17 protein-coding genes are annotated in these 21,318 nt (G+C 56.7%); 14 read left to right on the top strand and 3 right to left on the bottom strand.

Going from position 1 to position 21,318, the window contains the following annotated elements; genetic code table 11:
* The first annotated feature begins 5 nt into the window (after positions 1–5).
* Complete coding sequence (locus ACSYSS_RS07660) at positions 6–2,468, top strand: BspA family leucine-rich repeat surface protein (protein ID WP_491703425.1); 2,463 nt, start codon at positions 6–8, stop codon at positions 2,466–2,468.
* A gap of 10 nt (positions 2,469–2,478) precedes the next feature.
* Here the strand turns inward: ACSYSS_RS07660 and ACSYSS_RS07655 are convergent, their stop codons facing one another.
* Positions 2,479–3,510, bottom strand: a complete 1,032-nt coding sequence (locus ACSYSS_RS07655; RefSeq protein WP_491703424.1) for a DsbA family protein — start codon at positions 3,508–3,510, stop codon at positions 2,479–2,481.
* Between the two features lie 230 nt (positions 3,511–3,740).
* The gene (locus ACSYSS_RS07650) at positions 3,741–5,975 is read right to left on the bottom strand and encodes a serine/threonine-protein kinase (protein WP_491703423.1); all 2,235 of its coding nucleotides are present in this window, start codon (positions 5,973–5,975) and stop codon (positions 3,741–3,743) included.
* Positions 5,976–6,343: 368 nt separating this feature from the next.
* Here ACSYSS_RS07650 and ACSYSS_RS07645 point away from each other — a divergent pair, with 368 nt between their 5' ends.
* Positions 6,344–8,416 carry a heavy metal translocating P-type ATPase gene (locus tag ACSYSS_RS07645; protein ID WP_491704277.1) on the top strand — a complete coding sequence of 691 codons (2,073 nt, stop codon included), beginning with the start codon at positions 6,344–6,346 and terminating at the stop codon, positions 8,414–8,416.
* 300 nt (positions 8,417–8,716) lie between these two features.
* On the opposite strand, the gene trpS is transcribed toward ACSYSS_RS07645, so the two are convergent.
* The gene (gene trpS, locus ACSYSS_RS07640; RefSeq protein ID WP_491703422.1) at positions 8,717–9,847 is read right to left on the bottom strand and encodes a tryptophan--tRNA ligase; all 1,131 of its coding nucleotides are present in this window, start codon (positions 9,845–9,847) and stop codon (positions 8,717–8,719) included.
* A 168-nt stretch (positions 9,848–10,015) separates the two neighbouring features.
* On the opposite strand from trpS, the gene ACSYSS_RS07635 reads away from it, so the two are divergent.
* From ACSYSS_RS07635 to ACSYSS_RS07580, 12 genes are all read left to right on the top strand, one after another.
* Positions 10,016–10,417 (top strand): DUF3073 domain-containing protein, encoded by a 402-nt coding sequence (locus tag ACSYSS_RS07635; protein ID WP_491703421.1) that lies wholly within the window; start codon positions 10,016–10,018, stop codon positions 10,415–10,417.
* A 224-nt stretch (positions 10,418–10,641) separates the two neighbouring features.
* Positions 10,642–11,550, top strand: a complete 909-nt coding sequence (locus tag ACSYSS_RS07630; protein WP_491703420.1) for a CpaE-like family protein — start codon at positions 10,642–10,644, stop codon at positions 11,548–11,550.
* Entirely contained in the window at positions 11,547–12,536 is a 990-nt protein-coding gene (locus ACSYSS_RS07625) for a TadA family conjugal transfer-associated ATPase (RefSeq protein WP_491704276.1), read from the top strand. The genes ACSYSS_RS07630 and ACSYSS_RS07625 overlap by 4 nt, the downstream gene beginning before the upstream one ends.
* Before the next feature lie 90 nt (positions 12,537–12,626).
* Positions 12,627–13,328: a type II secretion system F family protein gene (locus ACSYSS_RS07620; RefSeq protein WP_491703419.1), complete on the top strand. Its 702-nt coding sequence runs from the start codon at positions 12,627–12,629 to the stop codon at positions 13,326–13,328.
* A gap of 226 nt (positions 13,329–13,554) precedes the next feature.
* The gene (locus ACSYSS_RS07615; protein ID WP_491703418.1) at positions 13,555–14,169 is read left to right on the top strand and encodes a hypothetical protein; all 615 of its coding nucleotides are present in this window, start codon (positions 13,555–13,557) and stop codon (positions 14,167–14,169) included.
* Between the two features lie 115 nt (positions 14,170–14,284).
* Entirely contained in the window at positions 14,285–14,725 is a 441-nt protein-coding gene (locus ACSYSS_RS07610; RefSeq protein ID WP_491703417.1) for a DUF4244 domain-containing protein, read from the top strand.
* A 39-nt stretch (positions 14,726–14,764) separates the two neighbouring features.
* On the top strand, positions 14,765–15,169 hold the full coding sequence (locus ACSYSS_RS07605; protein WP_491703416.1) for a TadE/TadG family type IV pilus assembly protein: 405 nt from the start codon (positions 14,765–14,767) through the stop codon (positions 15,167–15,169).
* The gene (locus ACSYSS_RS07600; RefSeq protein WP_491703415.1) at positions 15,166–15,660 is read left to right on the top strand and encodes an Rv3654c family TadE-like protein; all 495 of its coding nucleotides are present in this window, start codon (positions 15,166–15,168) and stop codon (positions 15,658–15,660) included. The genes ACSYSS_RS07605 and ACSYSS_RS07600 overlap by 4 nt, the downstream gene beginning before the upstream one ends.
* 54 nt (positions 15,661–15,714) lie before the next feature.
* Complete coding sequence (locus ACSYSS_RS07595) at positions 15,715–18,510, top strand: DNA polymerase III subunit gamma and tau (RefSeq protein WP_491703414.1); 2,796 nt, start codon at positions 15,715–15,717, stop codon at positions 18,508–18,510.
* A gap of 121 nt (positions 18,511–18,631) precedes the next feature.
* Entirely contained in the window at positions 18,632–19,234 is a 603-nt protein-coding gene (gene recR, locus ACSYSS_RS07590) for a recombination mediator RecR (RefSeq protein WP_491703413.1), read from the top strand.
* A gap of 163 nt (positions 19,235–19,397) precedes the next feature.
* Positions 19,398–20,162 carry an aspartate kinase gene (locus ACSYSS_RS07585; RefSeq protein WP_491703412.1) on the top strand — a complete coding sequence of 255 codons (765 nt, stop codon included), beginning with the start codon at positions 19,398–19,400 and terminating at the stop codon, positions 20,160–20,162.
* A 204-nt stretch (positions 20,163–20,366) separates the two neighbouring features.
* On the top strand, positions 20,367–20,957 hold the full coding sequence (locus ACSYSS_RS07580) for an ACT domain-containing protein (RefSeq protein WP_491703411.1): 591 nt from the start codon (positions 20,367–20,369) through the stop codon (positions 20,955–20,957).
* Positions 20,958–21,318 lie beyond the last annotated feature (361 nt).

The raw sequence follows: 21,318 nt of genomic DNA, 5'->3' as shown, positions 1-21,318 counted from the left end.
GTATTATGAAGAGTCCTAGAACACCAGGTGTGCGCCATGCATGCAGCGGGCACAGATGCGTTGTTTTGCCGTCTCTGGTGGTAACAGTGGCGATGTTGTGCAGTACGTTCCTGCTCTGTGCCCCTGTTTCGGCACAGGCCGATCCTGTGGCTGCCGGCGAGGTCTCCTCCCAGTCCGCTGACTCCGATTCAGGCACTTCCAACGGCGGTGACCGTGCATCGGTGGCTCTCAGAGCGCATAACAGGGAGATGGCGCGGATGCGGAGTCTCTCGGAGCATGCGCCTGGTGCTTCCACGCGCGGTGGCGGCATGACCCGAGTCGGACGCCCCTGTGATCAGCCTGTGCAGAACAGCGGCAGCCCCCAAAACGGGCATGGTGGTTTTACGTGGAACATCCAGCGATATGACTCTGGTCCATCTTCAGCCTGCGCACTTCATATCACTGGTGTGAGTGCCGGGACGACGCCTGGTCTGCCCGACTGGGACGGACTCGACAAGAGCGCCATCTCCTATGTGCAGTTCGACAACCAATTGCCGGCTGTGGCATTGGATGCCACCGACCTGTTCGCTGATTTTACGTCTCTCGGTTATTTCAGGAATTTTCAGTATCTGGATGCCACCAATTTCACAAGCATGAAGGGGATGTTCGAGAACGACGGCGAACTGACGAATCTCTATCTGGAAAGCAGCGAACTCGTCTGCGACCCCCTTGAGACGCTTAGCTGCGATCCAGCGTCGAATCAGGTTGGCGTCGTACGGTTCGGGCCGGGGTTCCACGCCGCAAAAGTGACGGATACGAGCCGTATGTTCAGTGGCGACAAAATGCTGACAAGCATCGATATGACTGGCGTGGACACGCGTCATGTGACTGATATGAATCATATGTTCGGTGGTGTCGCCAGCAATGACGCATCCGGCAGGTCCGGCCTCGTTGCTTTGAAATCGTTGACGTTCGGCCCAGGCTTCGACACGTCGAACGTGACCGATATGAGCTGGATGTTCTATGGCACTCCCTGTCCGAACATTGACTTGACCGGTTTCGACACGTCGAGCGTGAGAAATATGAGTCATATGTTCGCGGAAACGACGGGCGTGGACCCATCAGGTACCCATATCGTCATTCGCAGCGGTTCCGAGTTGACGTTAGGGCCGAACTTCCATACATCGAATGTGACGGACATGAGTTTCATGTTCTACAGCACCAATTTCCAGACTCTTGATTTGACCGGTTTCGACACGTCGAACGTGACGGACATGAACTCCATGTTCCTTTTCAGCACCGCGCTGACGAGCATTGCGTTCGGCTCCCATTTCAAGACTGGCAACGTGAGAAGGATGGATGGCATGTTCGAGTGGTGCACTGCGCTCACCAATGCCGATGTGACCGGTTTCGACACGTCGAACGTGAGGGACATGGCGGGCATGTTCGACCACGCCGGATCGATTCCGCACCCCATGCACATCGATCTTTCGAACTTCGATACCAGGAATGTGGAAAGCATGGCGGGCATGTTCGAGGCTTTGGATGTTCGGGGCATGGGCATCGACATCCACGGTCTGGACACACGCAACGTGGCAAGCATGGAGGCTATGTTCTTTGGCGCAGATCATCTTGGCGGCCAGGATTTCAGCAATTTCAATACTGATAAGGTGACTAATATGAATATGATGTTCGACCAGTCCAGGGGCACCACAAAACTTGACTTGAGCGGTTTCGACACGAGTCATGTGACCCAAATGATGGCCATGTTCATGGGTTGCCCCGATTTGGTCACACTGAATCTGGCTCACTTTGATTCCAGAGCCGAGGTCGGCGGCATGGATCAGATTTTCAGAGGCGACGATGCGTTGCGTTCGGTGACGCTTGGACCCGATATGAGGCTGGATGACGCCGGCACGGCTCCTGTGGCACCTGCCGGTTGGGTGTGGAAGCAGGTGGACCCGGAAGGGTCTTGGACGGGTTCCTGGAATGACATGCTGGGGGAGCGCGGCGTCACCACACCGCAGACCGCTCGGCGCAGCGTGCCGACGAGGTATTCGTTGTTGATGGCGGTGACGGTGAAATACGACGCGAACGGAGGGTCATTGGGCACGCCCACCGGCTCGATCGCATCGGTCTCTACGTATTCGGATACGAGTTTGGCCACGCCGGCTTCAGGCTTCTCTTTGCCGGGCTATCATATCAAGGGCTGGGCTGAGTCGCCCGACGGATCTGGCACCTATACGGTTGCCGGCGCCGACTATGCCGTTCCGGAACGGACGGTTGTGACATTATATGCGGTATGGGCACGAAATACGCATTCGTTGCCGGTTAATGCGAATGGCGTTGCCGGTGCAAAGGTGAACGACAAGAGCTCTACGCTCGCGGCAACAGGTGTGGATACGCAGGCGGTCTGGTATGCGGTTCTGCTGCTAGTCGCTGCCGGGGTTGTGCTTTCTATCGCAGTCGAAGAAGGGAAGGGGCGCTAGAGGCGCTGTTCTAGAACAGCGCCAGAGGCTTGCCCTTCGCGCCGATACTGGGCATTTCGCCTTCGTGCCCCACCTGAGATTCCTTGAGGCCCAGCGAGCCGAGAATGACGGTTTTCTGGCTTAAGGGGGTTTGGGAAACCTTGTTCATGTCGAGTGTGTGCCCGTTGAACACGATGGTGGGTGTGGTGAAGCTGCCCTTGTATTGTCCTGACTGGTTCCACAGCTCGGGCCGGCGGATCGTGTATTTGAGCGAGGCTCCCAACCAGGAGTCATACGTCCCATGGAAGGCTTTGTTCACAACGGCTTTGCTCACACCGGCCTTCAACGCCTGCGCCTTGATCTTGTCGTTGTCGGTCGGCACGTAGCCGCTGCCTTCCTGGGGCTGGTAGTTCTTGGCGTAGAGGTTGTCGATGAATTCCATGAGGTGGTCGGGGTTCGAATCGTGCGAGGCTATGTATAGCAGCGCCCCTGCCGCCCGCGAGGAGTATTTGTCGGTTGAGGCGTTGTCTTCGAAGTTCATCGGGTGGTACACGAGGTTGATCTGCCCGGCGTCCACAAGCTCTTTAAGCGTTGAGCCGACTTGCTGATGCAATGAGCCGCATCCAGGGCACAGTGGGTCCATGAAAATCTCCATGGTGGGAGCGTTGGCAACCTTTTTATCGTAGCCTTCGCGTGAAAACAGGATGCCACCCTGCTTGTCGGCCGTCGAAGGTTTAACCGATATGTTCTGTAAGTCTGCATATGCCTGCTGAACCGTGTAAGACGCCTCCTTGTGTTTTTTATAGAGGTTGTAGCCCACGGTTCCACCGATGCCGGCGAGCAGGGCTACGACGATGGCTACGACGATGATGCCTATCATGGTCTGTTTGTGGCGTTCTCGGGCTGCCTCCTGCGCTTGGGCTTGTGCCAACGCCGCCTCTTGCTTGCGTCTCTTCGCCTGTGCCTGGCGTCTGGCTGCATGGTTGTCATTGCCATTCGAAGATGCCATGGTGTGTTGCCGTGGATTGGCATTTTGGGCTTTGCGTTGAGCATGTTGCGCCATTTTGACGTTCCCTTTCCTTGAAGCTGCAGCCTTTATACCTAGCATGACCGCCTACGTTGTTGCAAATTCAGTACCTAGTATAATTGGGCCAAAACAATGGGTAGTAGATGACTGCCCTTTTAGCCTTCAGCCGCAATGCGGGTTGGCGGCGTTGCGATAGCCGGAGCCAGTGTTTGCGCATGCAGGGGGTGCTTTGGACGCTCCGCTCCTACCCAAGACCGAGCCGAGGCTTACAGTGGGAACCATACTAGCTGCTCTGCTGTGAGGCTTGAAACTGCTGCGGCAACCGTCAGAGCGGCCCAAAGCGTCACGAGTATGAGGGTTTTGTGATTGCGGCTGTTGTGGTTGCCTGGGCTTTCGGTTGGCGTTTCAAGGGCTGTAGAGCCATTCGCGTTTGCCATGTCGATGCTTACGGGCACATTGCCGACTTGCGGAGTCGAGGCTGAAACCACCCTTTGCTTTTTCGCATTTGCGCACAGGTACCCTATGCCGACGCGTAGTGTGTCCTGCACGGGAAGCAGGGTTGCAATGAGCCATGCCGCGGCGGAGCACGCCGCATACGTCCATCCGGTCACAGTTGTCGGGCTGTCTTGGAACACCGGGATGGGCAGGCTTTGCGAGCCCAGCGGAATGTTGAGCGTGGAGTGGGGGAAACCGAAGACAAGGCCAATTACCGTAGGAACAAGAATGGCGATGATCGCCGCCGGCAGCACGCGTGGAATGGCCAGGGCCAGGCCCTTCAACATATGCCATGGCATTGAAATGCATCGCCTTGCGAAGTCGCCGCTCCTGCGCTCTCCGCCGTGTCGCGACTCTCGGTCAAGCTGGGCCTGTTCGCTCAAACCGAGTGTTGCGAACAACCAAATTAACGCTGTGATGATGAGCAGCGTGAGCATAGGGTAGCCGCTTGCCAAGAGGGCGATGGGGACGGCCAACAACCATATTGGCCATGTGGAGTGCGAGACCAGTTGCTGGTGGCGCAGGCCCATCAGTGTGCCTGGCAGGGCCTGCACCAAGGGCTGTGGAGCTGCTGCCGCATTGGGTTGGGTTTCAGGAGGTACCATCTCTGGTGTGATTCTCGGTGCTACCTCCGGCGTAACCAAGGAAGACGAAGTGGGGTATGCGCCAGCGTAAGCGGTACCTGCCAGGGGGGCAGTGGGCACAGGCGGCATGGCCTTGGTGTATTCGCCGTCAGCTGGTTCAGCACTGGTCAAAGCAGGGTTATTCGGCATGCTTCTCGTGTCGGAGGCGTACGGAGTGTATGCGCCATCCGCAAGCTCGGGCATGACGCGAGTTCCGCTCGTGGCTGGCGCGGATTCGCCGGTGCCGAGTAACTGGGTCTGATCCATATTCGCATTGGCGGGGGCGTTGGCATCGTCTTGGTTGTAGGTGCCGTCGGAGTCGGCTTCCCACAAAACGCGTGGATTATTGGGCACCAAAGCGTCCGTTGCCGCACCGGTTCCGGTGGCCGGTGCGGATGAATCAAAAGGGAACTGCGCTCCGAATCCGTTTGCGTTTTCCGGGTTCATGGCATCGGAGGTGATGGCGCCCAGCAGTTGCTCAGGGCCGATTCTTTTGGTGCGGTCGGGGTTGAGGGCTTGCCGGAATGCCATCAACGTACGCTGAGGCAGACCTGTGAGGTCGGCGCTGCCAGCCGCCTCGCGCTCCAATACGGCCATCATCGGCTTATCGCCGAACACCGGTTTGCCGGTGGCCGCGAAGGCGAGCACACTGGCCAGCGACCACCAGTCGGTGAGTTCGTCGCTCTCCGCACCGTCGATGATTTCAGGGGCGATGAATCCCGGCGTGCCCATCACCAAGCCGGTGCGGGTCACATGGCTTTCACCTTGCGTCATGGCGATGCCGAAGTCCACAAGTACGGGGCCGGAGGCCGAAACCATGACGTTGGTGGGTTTGATGTCGCGGTGGATGATGCCCTGGGCGTGCACTGCTCGCACGGCGCTGATGAGCTTGCGGGCCAGACGTTCCAGATCTTCTCCCACATACGGGCCATTGACCTTCACGTCGTCACGAAGGTTACGGCCCTCGATGAGCTCGGTGACGATGAAGGCGAGCGCGTCGTCAAGCTCCATGTCCACAATGGCGCACACGCCGGGGTGGTGCACGCGTTTGAGCGCGAGCGCCTCCCTGCGTAGGCGTTCGCGGGCGGTGATGTGCGGATTGCGGCGCATGGCAGGCGTCATGTGGCCGGCTGCGGCCTCGGCTTCCTCAATGGTCAGATCGGCCGCGGATTGGGTGGCGTTCGAATCGCTGCTTCCAGCGTTGTCTGCCTCGTCGTTCAGAGAGTCCCGCAGAATCTTCATGGCATAGACCTGCCCGCCATCGTCGCGCACGCGCCATACGGACCCCATGGATCCTCCGCCGAGCCGGTCGATGAGCGTGTAGCCGCCCACCGCTTCGCCGGGCTCAAGGTCCAATGCGTTCAAATCGCTCATGCGAACCATAGTAGTGAATGCCGCTGAATGCATGTTCCATGCCGTGGCCGCAAGGGTGAAGGCCAGAGTGGTTGGTGGACTAAACGTTGTGTACGGTGCGGCGTGATCATCGTTGCCACAACGTATACTGGAAACTGTAATTGAAATCTTTACGCCGTGTATCGGCCAGTGCCTAGTGGCACAGCCGATGGGTTAACAAGGCGTGACCGGAGTGCCGGCCACGCAAGGTGCGGCACGATACGAGCGTAAGGAACATCATGGCATCATCGCGGGCTTCCAATTCCTCTACTTCCACGTCTGCTACTACATCTACTTCCGCGGCTGCATCCGCCACTCCCATTTCGGCCTCATCGCCGGTTGCGTCGTCCGGTCTCTCACTGCGTGCCCTGGCACAATTCTTTGTGCGCACTCCCATGCTGTGGGTCACGTTGCTCTGCGCCATCCCCATCGCATGGTGTTGGAATCTGCAGCCGTGGGGGTCGCGCCGCTGGGCCTTCAACCCCACCGTCGGGCAGCTCGTGGTGGTCGTTTTGGTGATTGTTTCGGTTACTGCCTCATTGCATGAGATGGTGCAGGATCTACGGCATGGGCACGTCGGCGTGGATGTGCTTGCAGTGGTCGCCATGCTTTCGACGTTGGCGGTGCGGGAGTATTGGGCGGCTTGGGCCGTGGTGCTCATGGTCTGGTCGGGTGATGCCATCGAGCAGTTTGCCCAGGGCAAGGCCGAAGGCAACCTGACGGCGTTGGTGGGTGCTGCTCCGCAGATTGCACACGTTGGTGGCGATGACGTTCCGGTGGAGAACGTGAAGCTCGGTGATGAACTTTCTGTTCTGCCCGGCGAAACGGTGCCGGTGGATGGCGTGATGCTCAGCGCTTCCGCCACGTTGGATATGAGCAACATCAACGGAGAACCAGTGCCGCGTCAGGTGCGGCAAGGGGCCAAGGTGGTTTCCGGGTCGGTCAATGGCGCCACAGTATTCGCCATGCAGACCACCAGCCTGGCCCAGGACTCGCAGTACCAACGCATCCTTGAGCTGGTCTCTTCTGCACGTGAATCCCGAGCTCCTGTCGTCAAGACCGCCGATATGCTTGCCGTGCCGTTCACAGTGCTTTCATTCGTCATCGCCGGTTTGGCGTGGCTGGTCTCCGGAGTGCCGGAGCGGTTTGCGCAGGTGCTGGTCCTCGCCACGCCTTGCCCGCTGCTCATCGCCGCGCCGGTGGCGTACATGGCCGGAACCAGCCGGTTGGCGAAGGCCGGCATTCTCATCAAGGCGCAGGAAGTTCTGGAAAATCTTGGCCGCGTGACCCACGTGTTCTTCGACAAGACAGGCACGGTGACGGGCAAGCGGCCTCAGGTGATTCGCGTTGAAACGGCCAAGGGCGCGGTGCAGTCTAAGGCGTTCGAGGCTTTCAAACATTCTCGTGGGCATGAATCGGATTTGGTTTTGGCGCTCTCGGGCATTCTGGAGTCGAATTCGGTGCATATTCTGGCGCAGGGCATCGCCAAGGCCGGAGATGCCGCCATTGCCCGGTTGCGCAAGGCTCATGTCTGTTCACCTGACTTAGGCGTGAACCGTGCCAGCGCGGTTCGCGAGGATTCCGGCGGCGGGGTCAGTGGCATTGTGGCGGGTGTGAAGGTAAGTGTGGGGAAGTTGGATTATGTTGCTGGCGCCGTTGATGATTTCGCTGGCCGTGGCATCGATGTCGTTGCTCGACGCGGGTCGGTGCGCTCGGATGAGGCCGATCCGACCTCTGTTCCATCACGATTCGCGCCGTTGGGTGCAGGCGAAATGGAAGCGTTCGTGGCGTTCGATGGACTGCTTATAGCCCGTATTGTGTTGCGCGATGTGCCGCGTTCAAATGCAAAATCGGCAATGGTGCAGTTGCGTGAGCTCGGTGTTGCCTCCATCAGCATGGTCACCGGCGACAAGTGCGACTCGGCGCAGGCCATAGCGGAAGAGGTCGGCATCGATGATGTACATGCGCAGATGTTGCCAAAAGACAAATTAGATGTGGTGCGTCAGGCGCAGCATGACACCGTTTCTGCCTATCCTTGGTGGGACCGTGTGGCTGCGGTGTTCACTGGCGAATCACTCACGCGCCCCATAACCATGATGGTGGGCGATGGTGTCAATGATGCTCCGGTTCTGGCTGCCGCCGACATCGGCGTGGCTATGACCGATGGCTCCTCCACTGCCGCGTCCCAATCCGCTCAGGTGGTCATCATGAACGACAACATTGAGCTGGTGCCGCAGGCCGTTCGTGTGGCGCGCCACACCAAGCAGGTCATGCTCCAGGCGGTGCTCGGTGGTCTGTCTTTGGCGGTCGTCGGCATGCTCGCCGCCTCATTCAACCTTATCCCCGCGGTTGTGGGCGCCTTCATGCAAGAAGGAATCGACGTCATTTCGATTCTTTGGGCTTTGAGCACCGCCGTCGAACGAAAGCGGTGACTTTTGGGGTGCTTTTTCTGGTTAGTTTCGTTCAGTGTGCACTTTTTCGGCTAAATTTCTGAAGACCAATTTTGAGAACCGCGGTTTTCCAACGTTTTAAAAAATTCGGCAACGCCAATATTCCAGAAAAAGTGCCCACTGAACGAATCCGATGTCTCATCCGCTAGCATTGAGCTCCTTTCTGGAGGAGTTATGTGCAAACACCCTCTGTTTTCGAACCCTCAAGGCCAGTAGGCCAAGCTTTACTCGAAAACAGAGGGTGTCTGCACATAACGCCGATATGTTAAAGGGAATGCGCCTTCAGTACTTCATGCCCATGGCATCACGCACTTGCGCGAGCGTTTCCTCAGCTATGGCATTGGCACGTTTGTTGCCGTCGCGGATGACGTCATGGATGGAATCCATGTCTTTCGCCAGTTCTGCCCGGCGTTCGCGATGCGGGGCCAGGAAGTCGTTCACCGACTTGATGACATACTGCTTCAAGGCGCCTGCGCCCGCATCGCCGATCTCCTCGGCAATCTCTGCAGGGTCGCGGCCCGTCACCAGACCTGCGGTGGTGAGCAACGCCGAGACCTGCGGGCGGCGCACCGGGTCGAATGTGATGCGCCGCTCGGAATCCGTGGGGCTCTTCTTGATGAGTTTCGCGGTCTCTTCCGCGCTGGCGCCGAGCATGATTGAGTTGCCATACGATTTGCTCATCTTGCGTCCGTCCAAGCCAGGAATCTCCGGCGCGTCCGAGAGGATTGCGGCCGGCTCGGGAAACACAGGGTTCTTCGCCGCATACCGTTCGTTGAACCGTCGCGCAATGGTGCGTGTGATTTCGACGTGTGGCAGGTTGTCCTTGCCGATCGGCACCACGTTGGCCCTGCAGAAGAGGATGTCGCACGCCTGATGCACTGGGTAGGTGAGCAGCAGACCCGTGAGCGCGTGGCCTGAGGCCTCTTTTTCGGACTTGACGGTGGGGTTGCGTTCGAGTTCCGCCTCGGTGACGAGTGAAAGGAACGGCAGCATGAGTTGATTTTCCGCAGGAATGGCAGAGTGCGTGAAAATCATGGTCTTCTCCGGGTCGATGCCGGCGGCCATGTAGTCAAGCACCATGTTCAGCACATTCTCGCCGATGTGGTCGGTGGTGTCGCGGTCGGTGATCACCTGGTAGTCAGCGATGACGATGTTGGTATGCACGCCTTTGTTCTGCATCTCGACGCGGGAGCGAATCGAGCCGAAATAATGGCCCAGATGCAGTCTTCCGGTGGGGCGGTCGCCGGTGAGCATGGTGAATTTGCCGGGGTCGGCCTCCAACTCGGCTTCGGTTTGGTCGGAACGTTTCTTTGCCGCAAGGAAGCTGGCGCTCATCTCGTTTCCGGCAGCTGTATATTTGGCGGCATCCACCTCGCCATTGATTTTGTTACCTGCGTCTGTTGCGTCGGCCATAGCATTCCTTATCAATTCTGAAGTCAAGAAACAGTTATAAATAGATGATTTCATGCTAAAAGTCTGAGCCGACAATGAAAGAAGGGAGAAAATGGATAAGTCTGAGCATGGCAAGTGGTATTCTACGTAATGATGAATTGTTACCAATAGGATTATGCAGGGGGTCAAATGGGCCGCGGACGTCAGAAGGCTAAGCAAAAGAAAATAGCCCGGAAGTTGAAGTATCTGACAACCGATACCGATTATGACGAGCTCGCCAAAGAGTTGAATGCGCGGCAGGCGGATGCCGGCTCGGAGGATTCGTCTGATAGGTCAGACGAGGGTCGTGAGTTTGCAGGGGTTTCTGAAACCGATGATGGCTCGGTGAAATCGTTTGTTGAAGATGACGAGGATTCACAGGAGCCAGATGGCCAGAGCCAGGAAGATTTAGACGAATACGCGAAGTGGGCGGCTGAGGCGGCGGCTAAGTCGACTCAGAAGGCTTCCGGTCCCTTCTCCCCAAAGCAGGCCCCTCACAAGCCATTTCCAATGCCGATTCCCAGCGTATTGCGTAAGCCTTCCGTACGGTGATTTGAACAAGTCATCAGGGCATGGCGATTTCGACCATCTTCGCTCAATAGCACCGGCTGTTCTCGATAACGCTTGTTAGACACGCTTTGAATGTGGATAACCGTGAGCGTTTGACCACAGTTTCCCATTGAGGTTCTATTCCTCGATGGTTTCGGGTTTCAATGGTCTGTATGAATGATTATCAGCAGGTGTTGTTATCTCGGCAGCCATTGGTTCGAAGGAGATTGTCTCGAAGCACTGAGCGCGGTTCCCTCGTGCCTGTTCCTTTGCCGCCGGAGGGTGCCATTTTGACGCCGGGTTCTCGTAACTGCTCGTCCAAACGAGGCTGGGAGCAAGGTAATGGTGAGCAATTGGAGCAAGGAGGTGGCTCCTACGATGAACCTCCACGCAATGTGGTGGTCATGCAATGCGCCAGCGGCGGGGTCGGTCTAAGTACCTTGTCTGCCATGCTGTCTTTGGAGTTGCATGAGCGGGGCCATGATTGTGTTTTGGTTGATGCCGACTTTGGAAAAGGCGGTTTGGACGTACTTTTAGGTTTGGAAAACGACGAGGGACTGAGATTCGGTTCGATTGACATCCCCCTCGGAAGGGTTTCGGGATCGGCCCTTCGTCGTCAGCTGCCGCAGTGGAACGGTATCGGTGTTCTAGCCTGCAATCCTTGGAATGGTAAGGTTCCTGAACTTTGGGAGGTTCTCGCTGTGGTTCAGGGACTTGCCCGAGCTGCGGATGTGGTGATCATTGATGCTGCATTTGGTAGGATCCTTGACGATGTGCCATGGCTGGCCAAGGCAAGGCGTGTGGTTCTAACCGAACTGTCCGTTGTAGGGATGATTCGATCTCAGATGCTGTTGCAAAAGGAACGTGACGGTCCGGCTGATGATGACGTCAGTGTGGACGAAGTTGTGGCCGCATTCCCTCGTGGAGCTCCGCGCAGCCGTGGTGTGGTCAGCCAGCAAGAGGCGTCGCTGTATTTGGGCAGAACAATCTTGGGAACAGTGCGGCCCGATGCTGCTTTGTGCGGTGATTTACTTGAGGGGCTTGGCATCAGAGGCATTCCCAAAACGGCTCGACCCGCTATGCGGGCATTGTCGGATAAGGTGGAAAGTTGGCTGAAAGGGTGCGAATCGTCATGATATTCGGACCTTTGGAGGAGTTGGTGCACAATCCGAAACTCACGGATGTGGCCGTCACCTGCGAAGGGCGGGTATGGGCGGATAGTGGCGAAGGCATGTATGAGTACAGGCCGAAGGTTCCCTTTCGCTCTCCCGCTGTAGTGCGGGAATATGCCACTCAGCTCTGTGCGCAGCTTGGCCGTAGGCTTGATGATGCCTGCCCCATAGCAGATGCCTCAAGCGTGGAAGGCATCAGGGTGCATGCCGTCATCGCCCCGTTGGTGCCGCAAGGGGCTTCGATCTCCATCAGGTTCCCCAGCCGTACAGCGCCAAGCTTGACCGGTTTGGCGGCGCAAGGGCTGTTCCCTCCCAGTTGGTATGGACTGCTCTGCTCTCTGGTCTCTAGGCATGCCACCATGCTCATCACCGGTGGAACGGGTGCTGGCAAGACCACATTGCTCAAGGCGTTGCTGGCCCAATGCGACCCGGCTGAGCGGATCATCAGCGTCGAAGAAGTCCGTGAGCTCGGCAATCTTGAACGTGGAAACTATGTTTCGTTGGTCACACGTGAGGCGAACGTAGAGGGGAAGGGGTCGGTAGGCCTTCCGGAGTTGGTGAAGGCAACATTGAGGATGAGGCCTGACCGGGTTATTCTGGGTGAATGCCGCGGAGAGGAGATTGCGGACCTTCTCAGGGCATTCAATTCGGGGCATCACGGCGGAATGGTCACACTGCACGCTGATGGGGTCTCGAGTGTGCCAGCCCGCTTGGTTTCCTTGGGGCTTCTTGCCGGTCTGAGCCCGCAGGCTCTCACCATGCTGGCGGCTGGCGCGTTTGATGCGGTTTTGCATATCGAGCGGTTGAATGGCAGGCGGTACATAGCGCAAATCGGTCGACTGGTCTTTGGGAGTACTGGCTTCAGGGGTGAGGCGGTCGCCACTTGGAACGGCTATGGCCAATCGGTGCCTGGGCCGTTATGGGAGGAATTTACCAATCGTTGGTTATAGAGATAAAGGGCATTTGCAGTCGTGTGTTGTGCCTTGCGACTGAGCGAAGAAAGGATATGGAAAAGAGAAATATGGGAAAGAAGGTGAAAAATGAATCTTGTCCTCATATCTGCTCTGGCTCTCTTCGTGGCTGTCGTTCTGTGCAAGCCAGCTGCGGCTTCCACTGCGGATCGTCTGATGTCCGTCGGATACGGGAGCAGCGATGAAAAAATACGGCAGAATTGGCTGGTCGGTGAGGTTGGCTTGTCAGGCAAGGCTGAGCCTTCCGGATTGTCGGATTTTATCGATTCGGTCAAGGCTCATGTACTGTCGGGAGGGGCGTTGACCGAGGCGTTCGGACAATATTGCAAAGGTCTGCAGATCAGTTCCACGGCCTCGCTGCCCAGTGTCAGCCAATTGCATGCCATACTGGAGCAGTGTGCTCAGCCGCATGAAAGCGAGGCGCAGATCATGCAGGTGGCAATGGAACTGGATTTGGCATGTAGGCTCAGTGAATCATTGGGCTGTGAGGCATCCCGTTGCCTCGACGCCGTGTCTGATTCATATCGACGTATGCGGTTGCTGGACAATCAGATTGATGCCGCGCTGTCGGTGCCTAAGTCAACGGTGAAGCTTCTGACTGCGCTTCCCATCGCAACCTTGGTGGTGTCGGAACTCCTCGGGGCTCGCTCCCTTTCGTTTCTGTTTGGAACAGTGCCGGGTCGAATATGTTTGCTTCTCGGATTGTTGATATACCTCGTTGGAATGATGTGGATCCGGGTGCTGATGAAGCGTGTGGATGCGAGTGCGTGAGGAGCAAGCGGCGATCGTCTTTGCCGTAGTCGGTTGGGGTCAATAGATGTTGCCAAAGCAGGATTCGTCAATGCCGTGGCATGGTGAGCGGCGCAAGACAGCGACTTCAGTGTGATGTAAATGCGTAATGAACATTGTTACGGTCAAGTTGCAGGGAGATGCTATGGATGGTCCGATGTTGTCTGAATTTTGTGCAGGTGTATGTGCGGGAATCTGCTGTTTTCTGATGTTGAATTCACAATCTGGCACCTCCAGCCGGCTCGGAATCGGTCGTCGCAAATATGATGGTGCAGGTGTAAGCTCCGATGGTCACCGTGGCACAGACGCTCAGTACCACGATAATCCGGCAGGGCGCCCATCATTGGGTCTGATATTGATGATGATTGAAGTGGCTGTGCAGTCTGGTGCTTCCATTCCGCATGCCTTGCAATCCGTGGGCCTCATTCTTTCGGGCCCGCTTGCGCTTGGTTTGCGGCAGAGTGCATCTGGACTGCTACAGGGCTACTCGTGGCGGGATGCTTGGGCGGATGCGGTTCAGAAGGGTCCCGATTCTGATGTCCATACGGTATTGAGACGGCACCGTGGCGGTGATTCGCGCAGTCGTGAACAGCGGGATCTTGCCCTGATCCAAAACATTTTAGAGGACTCCTGGACGCATGGTTCCTCGCCTGTAGGTCGTTTGAACAGTGCCATTGAACAGATTGACGCAGGCCAGCGCCAGAAAATAGAGCAGATCGCCTCGCAGTTGTCGGTGCAAGTGCTCATGCCGACAGGTCTGTGTTTCTTGCCTGCATTCATGCTTATTGGCGTGATTCCGGCTGTTGCATCTTTTATTGCATAATTCAAGGTACTGGTGTTGCAAGGTTCGCAATTCGGTGTTGATATGAAATGTCCGTCACGAATCTTGCTACAAAACCGCATTCCAAGACAGTGCCATTCAGATGTGCTGCTGTAATGTGGACAATTCAATTGCGACACTCTTAGGCAGTGCACAACCGCATGCCTTTAGCCACAGTGTTATGGGAGGTTTCATAATCAGTGCCGTTTCGTTCAGACTGGATACATCGCAACAATCAGTTGCGAAATCAAACACAGTATTGGAGGAAATGATGAGTGCTCAAGGAAATGATGTTGTGGTGGGTCGTGACGGCATGCTGAACACACAAAGAAGTCGGCTGTCTCGTGCCGTCGACTGTATACAAAGAGAGGCGTGCATGCTCGATATGAAGATGCGTACGTTCCCCAATCAGGTTGATGAAGGGGCGGCCACAGCTGAATATGCCGTTGTTCTTGTGGCTGCAACAGGGTTTGGTGCGGTTCTCATTGGTGTGCTCAAATCAGGCACGGTGAAAAATCTGCTGATGGACATCGTAAAAAAGGCACTGGGAATGGCCTGACGTCTTTCACGGTGATGTTATGGCGGCGAAAGGAGCGGTATGAGGCATAAGTGGAGCGAAAGCGAGTGCAACGGTCATGATGTATGGCACCGTTGGGGGCGTCGAATCCAGTCAAGAGATGAGGGAGCGATCACTGCCGAATTTGCAGTGGTGCTGCCTGCCATAATGATTATGGCTGTACTGATTCTATTGTTGTCTCGTGCATCCATCGTCTCCATGAATTGTCAGGATGCCGCTTCCGCCGCAGCGCGTATTGCGGTTATCTCAAACAATGATTTCAAAGCGAAATCTGTTGCCCGCAAAGGGGCTGGAATGGATGCCGATGTATCGATTAGACGTGGAGTCGGCCAGGTCGAGGTTGTGGTCAGTTGCCCGATTGTTTCAGACCCGTTGCATGTGCTTCCTAAAACCGTGCACGGCAAAGCGGTGGGTGAGGAACAATGAGGCATCAGGAAGATAGTGCTAACGAATGTACTGCTGGAGCTGACGATAATGGTGAATCTGAGCCGGAGTGCGCTGCGTTCAAGAGCGCCCATGGCAAAAAAGGCGCTACGTTGGTCAGATGCAAGGGCGTGTGTGGTAAGCGTTTATCTCGCAGCGATATCGGATCAGGTACGGTTGCAGGAGCTGCCATCATAGTCGTCGCAGCCATGCTTTTGTTGGTCATTGCTGCCGGGGCCAATGTCATGCTTTCCATTGCGCGGGCGCACACGGCGGCAGACCAGGGGGCTCTCGCCGCGGCGAGTGCCTTGCGTGCAGGGAAAAGCAACGTCTGCCTGCGGTCGAGCGTTGAGGTGACGGCGAACAATGCCAAGCAGGAGTCCTGCACCGTAGATCAGGAAGACGTCACTGTAGGCGCAAGTGTCGCCACACGTGTGCCATTCGTATCCCGTGTCCACGTACAGTCTCGTGCAGGGCCGCAGGAATGCAACTGAATGTGGATAGTGAAAAGGTAAAGGAAATAGCTTGGTGTTGGTAGGTTAGTACATATGGCACTCGCATTGTATCGACGGTATCGTCCGGACACTTTTGATGGAATCATTGGGCAGGATCAGGTCACAGTGCCGCTCTCTCATGCCTTGGATACCGGCAGGCTGACTCATGCATATCTGTTCTCTGGTCCACGAGGTTGCGGTAAGACTAGTTCGGCCCGGATACTGGCGAGGTGCATCAATTGTAAGAAAGGGCCTACGTCTCATCCGTGCGGCGAATGTCCCAGTTGCAAGGACTTGGCCACAGGCGGCCCCGGTTCAATCGATGTTGTTGAGATTGACGCCGCAAGCCACAACGGTGTTGATGATGCCCGGGAGCTACGCGAGCGGGCCGCCTTCGCCCCGGCACGGGATCGATACAAGATATTCATCCTCGATGAGGCTCATATGGTCACGCAGCAGGGCTTCAACGCGTTGCTGAAGATTGTCGAAGAACCTCCGGAACACGTTATGTTCATTTTTGCGACGACCGAGCCCGACAAGGTGATCAGCACAATCCGCTCGCGCACGCATCATTATCCCTTCAGGCTAGTGCCTGAAGAGGTGATGGGCCCCTATCTTGAACAGGTCTGCGAGCAGGAGCACATAGAGGCGGATCCGGGGGTGCTGGGGCTTGCCATGAAGGCAGGCGGCGGTTCTGTGCGAGACACGCTTTCGGTGCTCGACCAGCTTATGGTCGGGTCGGTCAACGGTGAGATCTCCTACGATTCCGCAGTCGCACTGCTTGGCTTCACGCCGGATGCGTTGATTGGTGAGGCTGTCGATGCCGTTATCGATGGCAACGGAGAAGCCCTGTACGGCGTGATCGAAAAGGTGGTGGTAGGCGGATTCGAGCCTCGCAGATTCGTAGAGGATTTGCTTGCTCGGGTACGAGATCTGCTGGTGCTCACCCTTGGTGGGGAGCAGGCGGCTGTGGCTCTTGATGAGGAGACAGCTTCGCTCGACATGGCGGATTTGCAACGGCAAGCCAAGGCTCTGGGGCTTGCGGCGCTCACGTCTATGGCTGGAATCATCGATTCGGCACTTGCGGAAATGGTCGGGGCCACATCTGCCCGCATGCGCCTTGAGCTGTTGGCCGCGCGTCTTTTGGCGGCAAGGCAATCCGGTTTTGTGTCGGTAGCGCTTCCGACAGTCAGTGCGGCCACTGCGACCGCGGCTTCGGGATCGGCAACTGGTGTGGGTAGGACCGAGCGCGGCACCAATGGTGCTGGTGCTGGAATCGTCGGCCGCAATAACATAGCCAGCGATGGGCGGGGTAGCAGCGCCATGTCCGGCGGGTCCAATCCTCGTGGTGGCTTCATTGGCAGGCGCGATGTTGGCCCGACCAACGGTTCTACGGCAGTTGGCATCTCGAAGGACGGTGCGGGAAGTGGTGGCCAAAGCGTCATGGCTCATACCAGCGGAATCCCAGGAAACCCTGCATCTCAACAACCTGCAGAACCTTCTACGCAGTCTGGAGCCTTGCAAAGTTCAGGCTCGCGATCAAGTCACGAAATGCAGCAGAGCCAGGGCCCACAATCGCAACCGCGGCGGACTTCCATGGGGCAATCTCCACAGACCGCTCAGGAACGACCGGCAGCAGAGCCTGTTCAAGCCTCGCCTATGGAGGTGGCCGTACGCCGAAAGCTAGGCCAGATTGACCCGACTGCATCTGTGGATGAAAAGTGGGATGATGTGCTCAAGGTTCTTCCTGAAGGCGTCAGCGAGTATGTGGTGCGTGAGAAAGTGCCTACTGTTGCTTTGTCCACGAACGCGGCGGGGCGTTCCCGTCTTTCCATGACGTTTGACTCGGCTTTGAGTCAGCATGCCTTTGCTCTAGCTATCGCTTCCGATGCTGAGAACGAAGGGCGCAAGGCATCCTCTGTAGTGCTTGATACGGTCAAGGTGGTTTTCGGCCCCGGCACGATGATTGCGCCTACGGCGGTTGCGGCGAATGGAGAGCACGTCACCTCCACCAAGCGCATGAAGCCGGGGGAATTGGCCCAGGTCAAGCGGAAAATCGCCATGGCGAAAGCGGGTCTTACCACGGTTTCCGGCATTGCAACCCGGGGCAACCAAGGCTCTGAGCCTAAGGAGCAAAAAAAGTCGAGTGAGTCAGACAACGGCAATTCCGATGATTCGCCACACGTTGCTGATGAGGGCAATTTCGACCCTTGGTTCCAGACTCCGAGTTCAGCCGGAAATGAGGCTGTAGGTGAGGCTCCTAAGGCAACTGGGGCGGCGACGAAGTCCTTAGACGGTGAGGGTGTTGATGGGTCAGACGCAGACAAAGGTCACATTGCCGGTCTTCAGGTGCCTGGCCGGAGCAAGGCCCATAAAAAACAGATAGCCGTTCCCGACGTGAGCGATGGTGTCGATCCATGGGATATGCCGACCGCTGAGAACAAGTCGATTCGGGAAGCCGCGGTTGTTCCGGGCTCTTCTGGAACCTCTGCCAACGCGGCCGGCGGCGTTGAGGTGGATGCTCCAGCTGAACCGTACGGAGCCCATGCCCGCAATGGGCGTGCTGCACCTATGAATTCAGGCACCGGTGTAGACCTGCAACAGCAGGTGAATCAGGCTATGGGCGTGCAACAGTCCCAAGGCCTGCCGCAGCCTCAAGTTGCCCCGGAGGATGACGACTACTCGCTCAGTGACCGTTCGTTGGGAAGCGACGCCGCTTTGAGCTTGGATGATCTTAACAGAATGTTTGAGGTGAAAAAGGTGGAGGAGTTCGCGTCGGACGATCCCAAGAACCCTAAGAACGCCAAACCGACGTCTAAAATGCAGAATGATGCCGCAAACTCATGGTGATCGAGAACTGATGACAGTCATGAACTTATGACGGTCACCAATCACAGGTTGGTGACTTTGAATGGCATTCAGTGTTTAATAGGTGCATCCAATAGATTCCGTTAAGGGAAAGGGAACAGACATGTCATTGGCATATGACGGTGCGATCCAGAGACTTATCGATGCCTTCGCTCGCTTGCCAGGCATTGGTCCCAAAGGTGCGCAGCGGATTGCTTTTTATCTTCTTTCGGCAAGTGATGAAGAGGCAGCCGACTTGGCCGATGCCATTCATGAGGTCAAAGAGAAGGTTCGGTTTTGCGATATCTGCGGCAATGTGTGTGAAACGAGTCCGTGCCCCATCTGTGTGGATCCAAGGCGTGACCATTCGGTGATTTGCGTGGTGGAGGAGCCGAAGGATGTCATGAGCATCGAGCGGACACGTGAATATCGCGGGCTGTATCATGTGCTCGGTGGTGCCATCAACCCTATGGCGGGGGTTGGCCCTTCCGATCTCGCTATTCCCAAGTTGCTTGACCGGCTCAAAACGGACGAGGTCAAGGAGGTCATCCTTGCTCTCGACCCGAACATCGAAGGTGAGGCTACGGTGACCTATCTCAGTCGTTTGCTCTCGCCTTTGGAAATCAAGGTGACCCGTTTGGCGAGTGGCCTTCCTGTGGGCGGGGACTTGGAGTATGCCGATGAGGTTACCTTGGGCCGCGCTTTGTCGGGCAGACAGGAAGTCTAAGGCAGGAAGCTCAACAATCTATAATATACGTATATTATAAGTCTCTTCTTCGTTTTTACATGGCACCATTGACAGTGAAGTCTACTGTTTAGTGGGCGTGAGACTATGGACGCATAGGGATGCAAGGTCGACGAGCCTTGCATGAAGAAGACAAGGGGTTTCTGTGGCTCTTATTGTACAGAAATATGGTGGTTCCTCCGTAGCCGACGTGGAGTCCGTCAAACGTGTGGCCAGACGCATTGTACAGACCAAGCGCAAAGGCAACGATGTGGCTGTGGTGGTATCGGCCATGGGAGACACCACAGATGATCTCATCGACCAGGCCCACAGCATTGATTCCAACCCTCCAGCCCGTGAGATGGACATGCTCATGACCGCCGGCGAACGTATCTCCATGAGTTTGCTTGCCATGGCCATTCATGCTGCCGGCGAGCGGGCCCATTCCTTCACCGGCTCACAGGCTGGTTTCATGACCGATGCCCAGTTTGGCGCCGCCCATATCAAGTCCGTCAAGCCCAAGCGGGTACGCAAGGTGCTCGATGAGGGGTGCATCGCCATCGTTGCCGGTTTCCAAGGTGTCAACGCCGACGGCGAGTACACCACGCTCGGCCGCGGCGGTTCCGACACCTCCGCCGTTGCGCTCGCGGTGGCACTGGGCGCCGATGTGTGTGAGATCTACACCGACGTGGACGGCATATTCACTGCCGACCCCCGCATTGTGCCCACCGCCAGGCGTATTCCCGTGGTGCCCTATGATGCCATCCTTGAAATGGCATCCTGTGGCTCCAAAGTTCTGGCGCTTCGGTGCGTGGAGTACGCCCAGCGTTTCAATATGCCCCTGCATGTGCGCAGTTCGTTCTCGAGTCGGCCCGGCACATTGGTGCTCCCGGAAGGCACAAGCCCAAGCTCACTACCCAACCTGAAGTAGCTGCATTGTGGGCTTCGAAGTTGTACGAATGGTTGCGAACGATCATGTGCGGCGGCGAACAGCCAGAGGCAGTGGCTGGTGCCATGAAACGCTACAGATAATTACGAAAAATTCAATTACGGAAAACTGAATTACGAACCATGTTATGCTGATGCAGTTCACAAAGTGGTTCATAATACAGCTCATAGCAAGAGGAGAGCGAATATGATCAGCAACGCCAGTGATGCCAGCGACAGCGCAGGCAATGAGTCCATGGGCGATCTTTTTCCCGACCTTGGCCCCGAGGCGCCTGTGATTTCCGGCGTGGCGCACGATCGCAGTGAGTCGCTCATCACTGTCCGCGGTGTTCGCAACGAGCCCGGCATGGCGGCTCGTGTCTTTGAACAGCTCGCCAAAGCCGGCATCAACGTTGACATGATCGTGCAGGCGGGGGCGTCCACCGGCACCGCCGACATCTCCTTTACGGTTCCATCCACTTCGTTGAGTTCCGTTCGTGCCACGCTTGACAAGGCTCAAAAGGAGCTTGGCTATCGCTCTGCCGACATCGATAGCGAGGTGGGCAAGGTGGCGGTTGTGGGTGTGGGCCTGAAGACGCATTCCGGCTTGGCGGCGAAGTTCTTCACTGCGTTGAGCGAGAAGAAGATCAACGTGCTCATGATTTCCACTTCGGAGATTCGCATTGCGGCTCTGGTGCCTATCGACCAACTTGATGATGCCGTTCGCGCCCTGCATACTGCCTACGGTCTCGATGCCGCGCAGGTGGAGGCTGTGGTCTACGGCGGTACGGGCCGGTGAGGCGCTGAGGCGGTGACCGGCGAGAGCTGCCGAGTGTCTGAATCGTACTCGCCAGCAACTGTTACATGATAACTGGGTACATATTTGTCGCGGATAGTGTGTTCCGTGACTGGATTGTACCCGTTTCAGGCTGATTGTTGTGCAACTGTGTATGTTTCGGTCGTATGCGACAACTCGTGTCCGAACTGTACCCGGTAGTGGAGTTTATGATGACTCTGGGTACGTTTCGGTCGTGGATTGTATGTTTCGTGACTGGATTGTACACGCTTAGCAGCAGCCGAGTCGTCAGTGGGTACAATCCAGTCAAGCGGTGGTCAGCTTGGCCGGCATGGTCAATGAATGTAGCCTTGGTGTCCGCGTA

It is taken from the genome of Bifidobacterium sp. ESL1118 (assembly GCF_058505595.1).
This window is presented reverse-complemented; position numbering and strand designations above follow the sequence as displayed.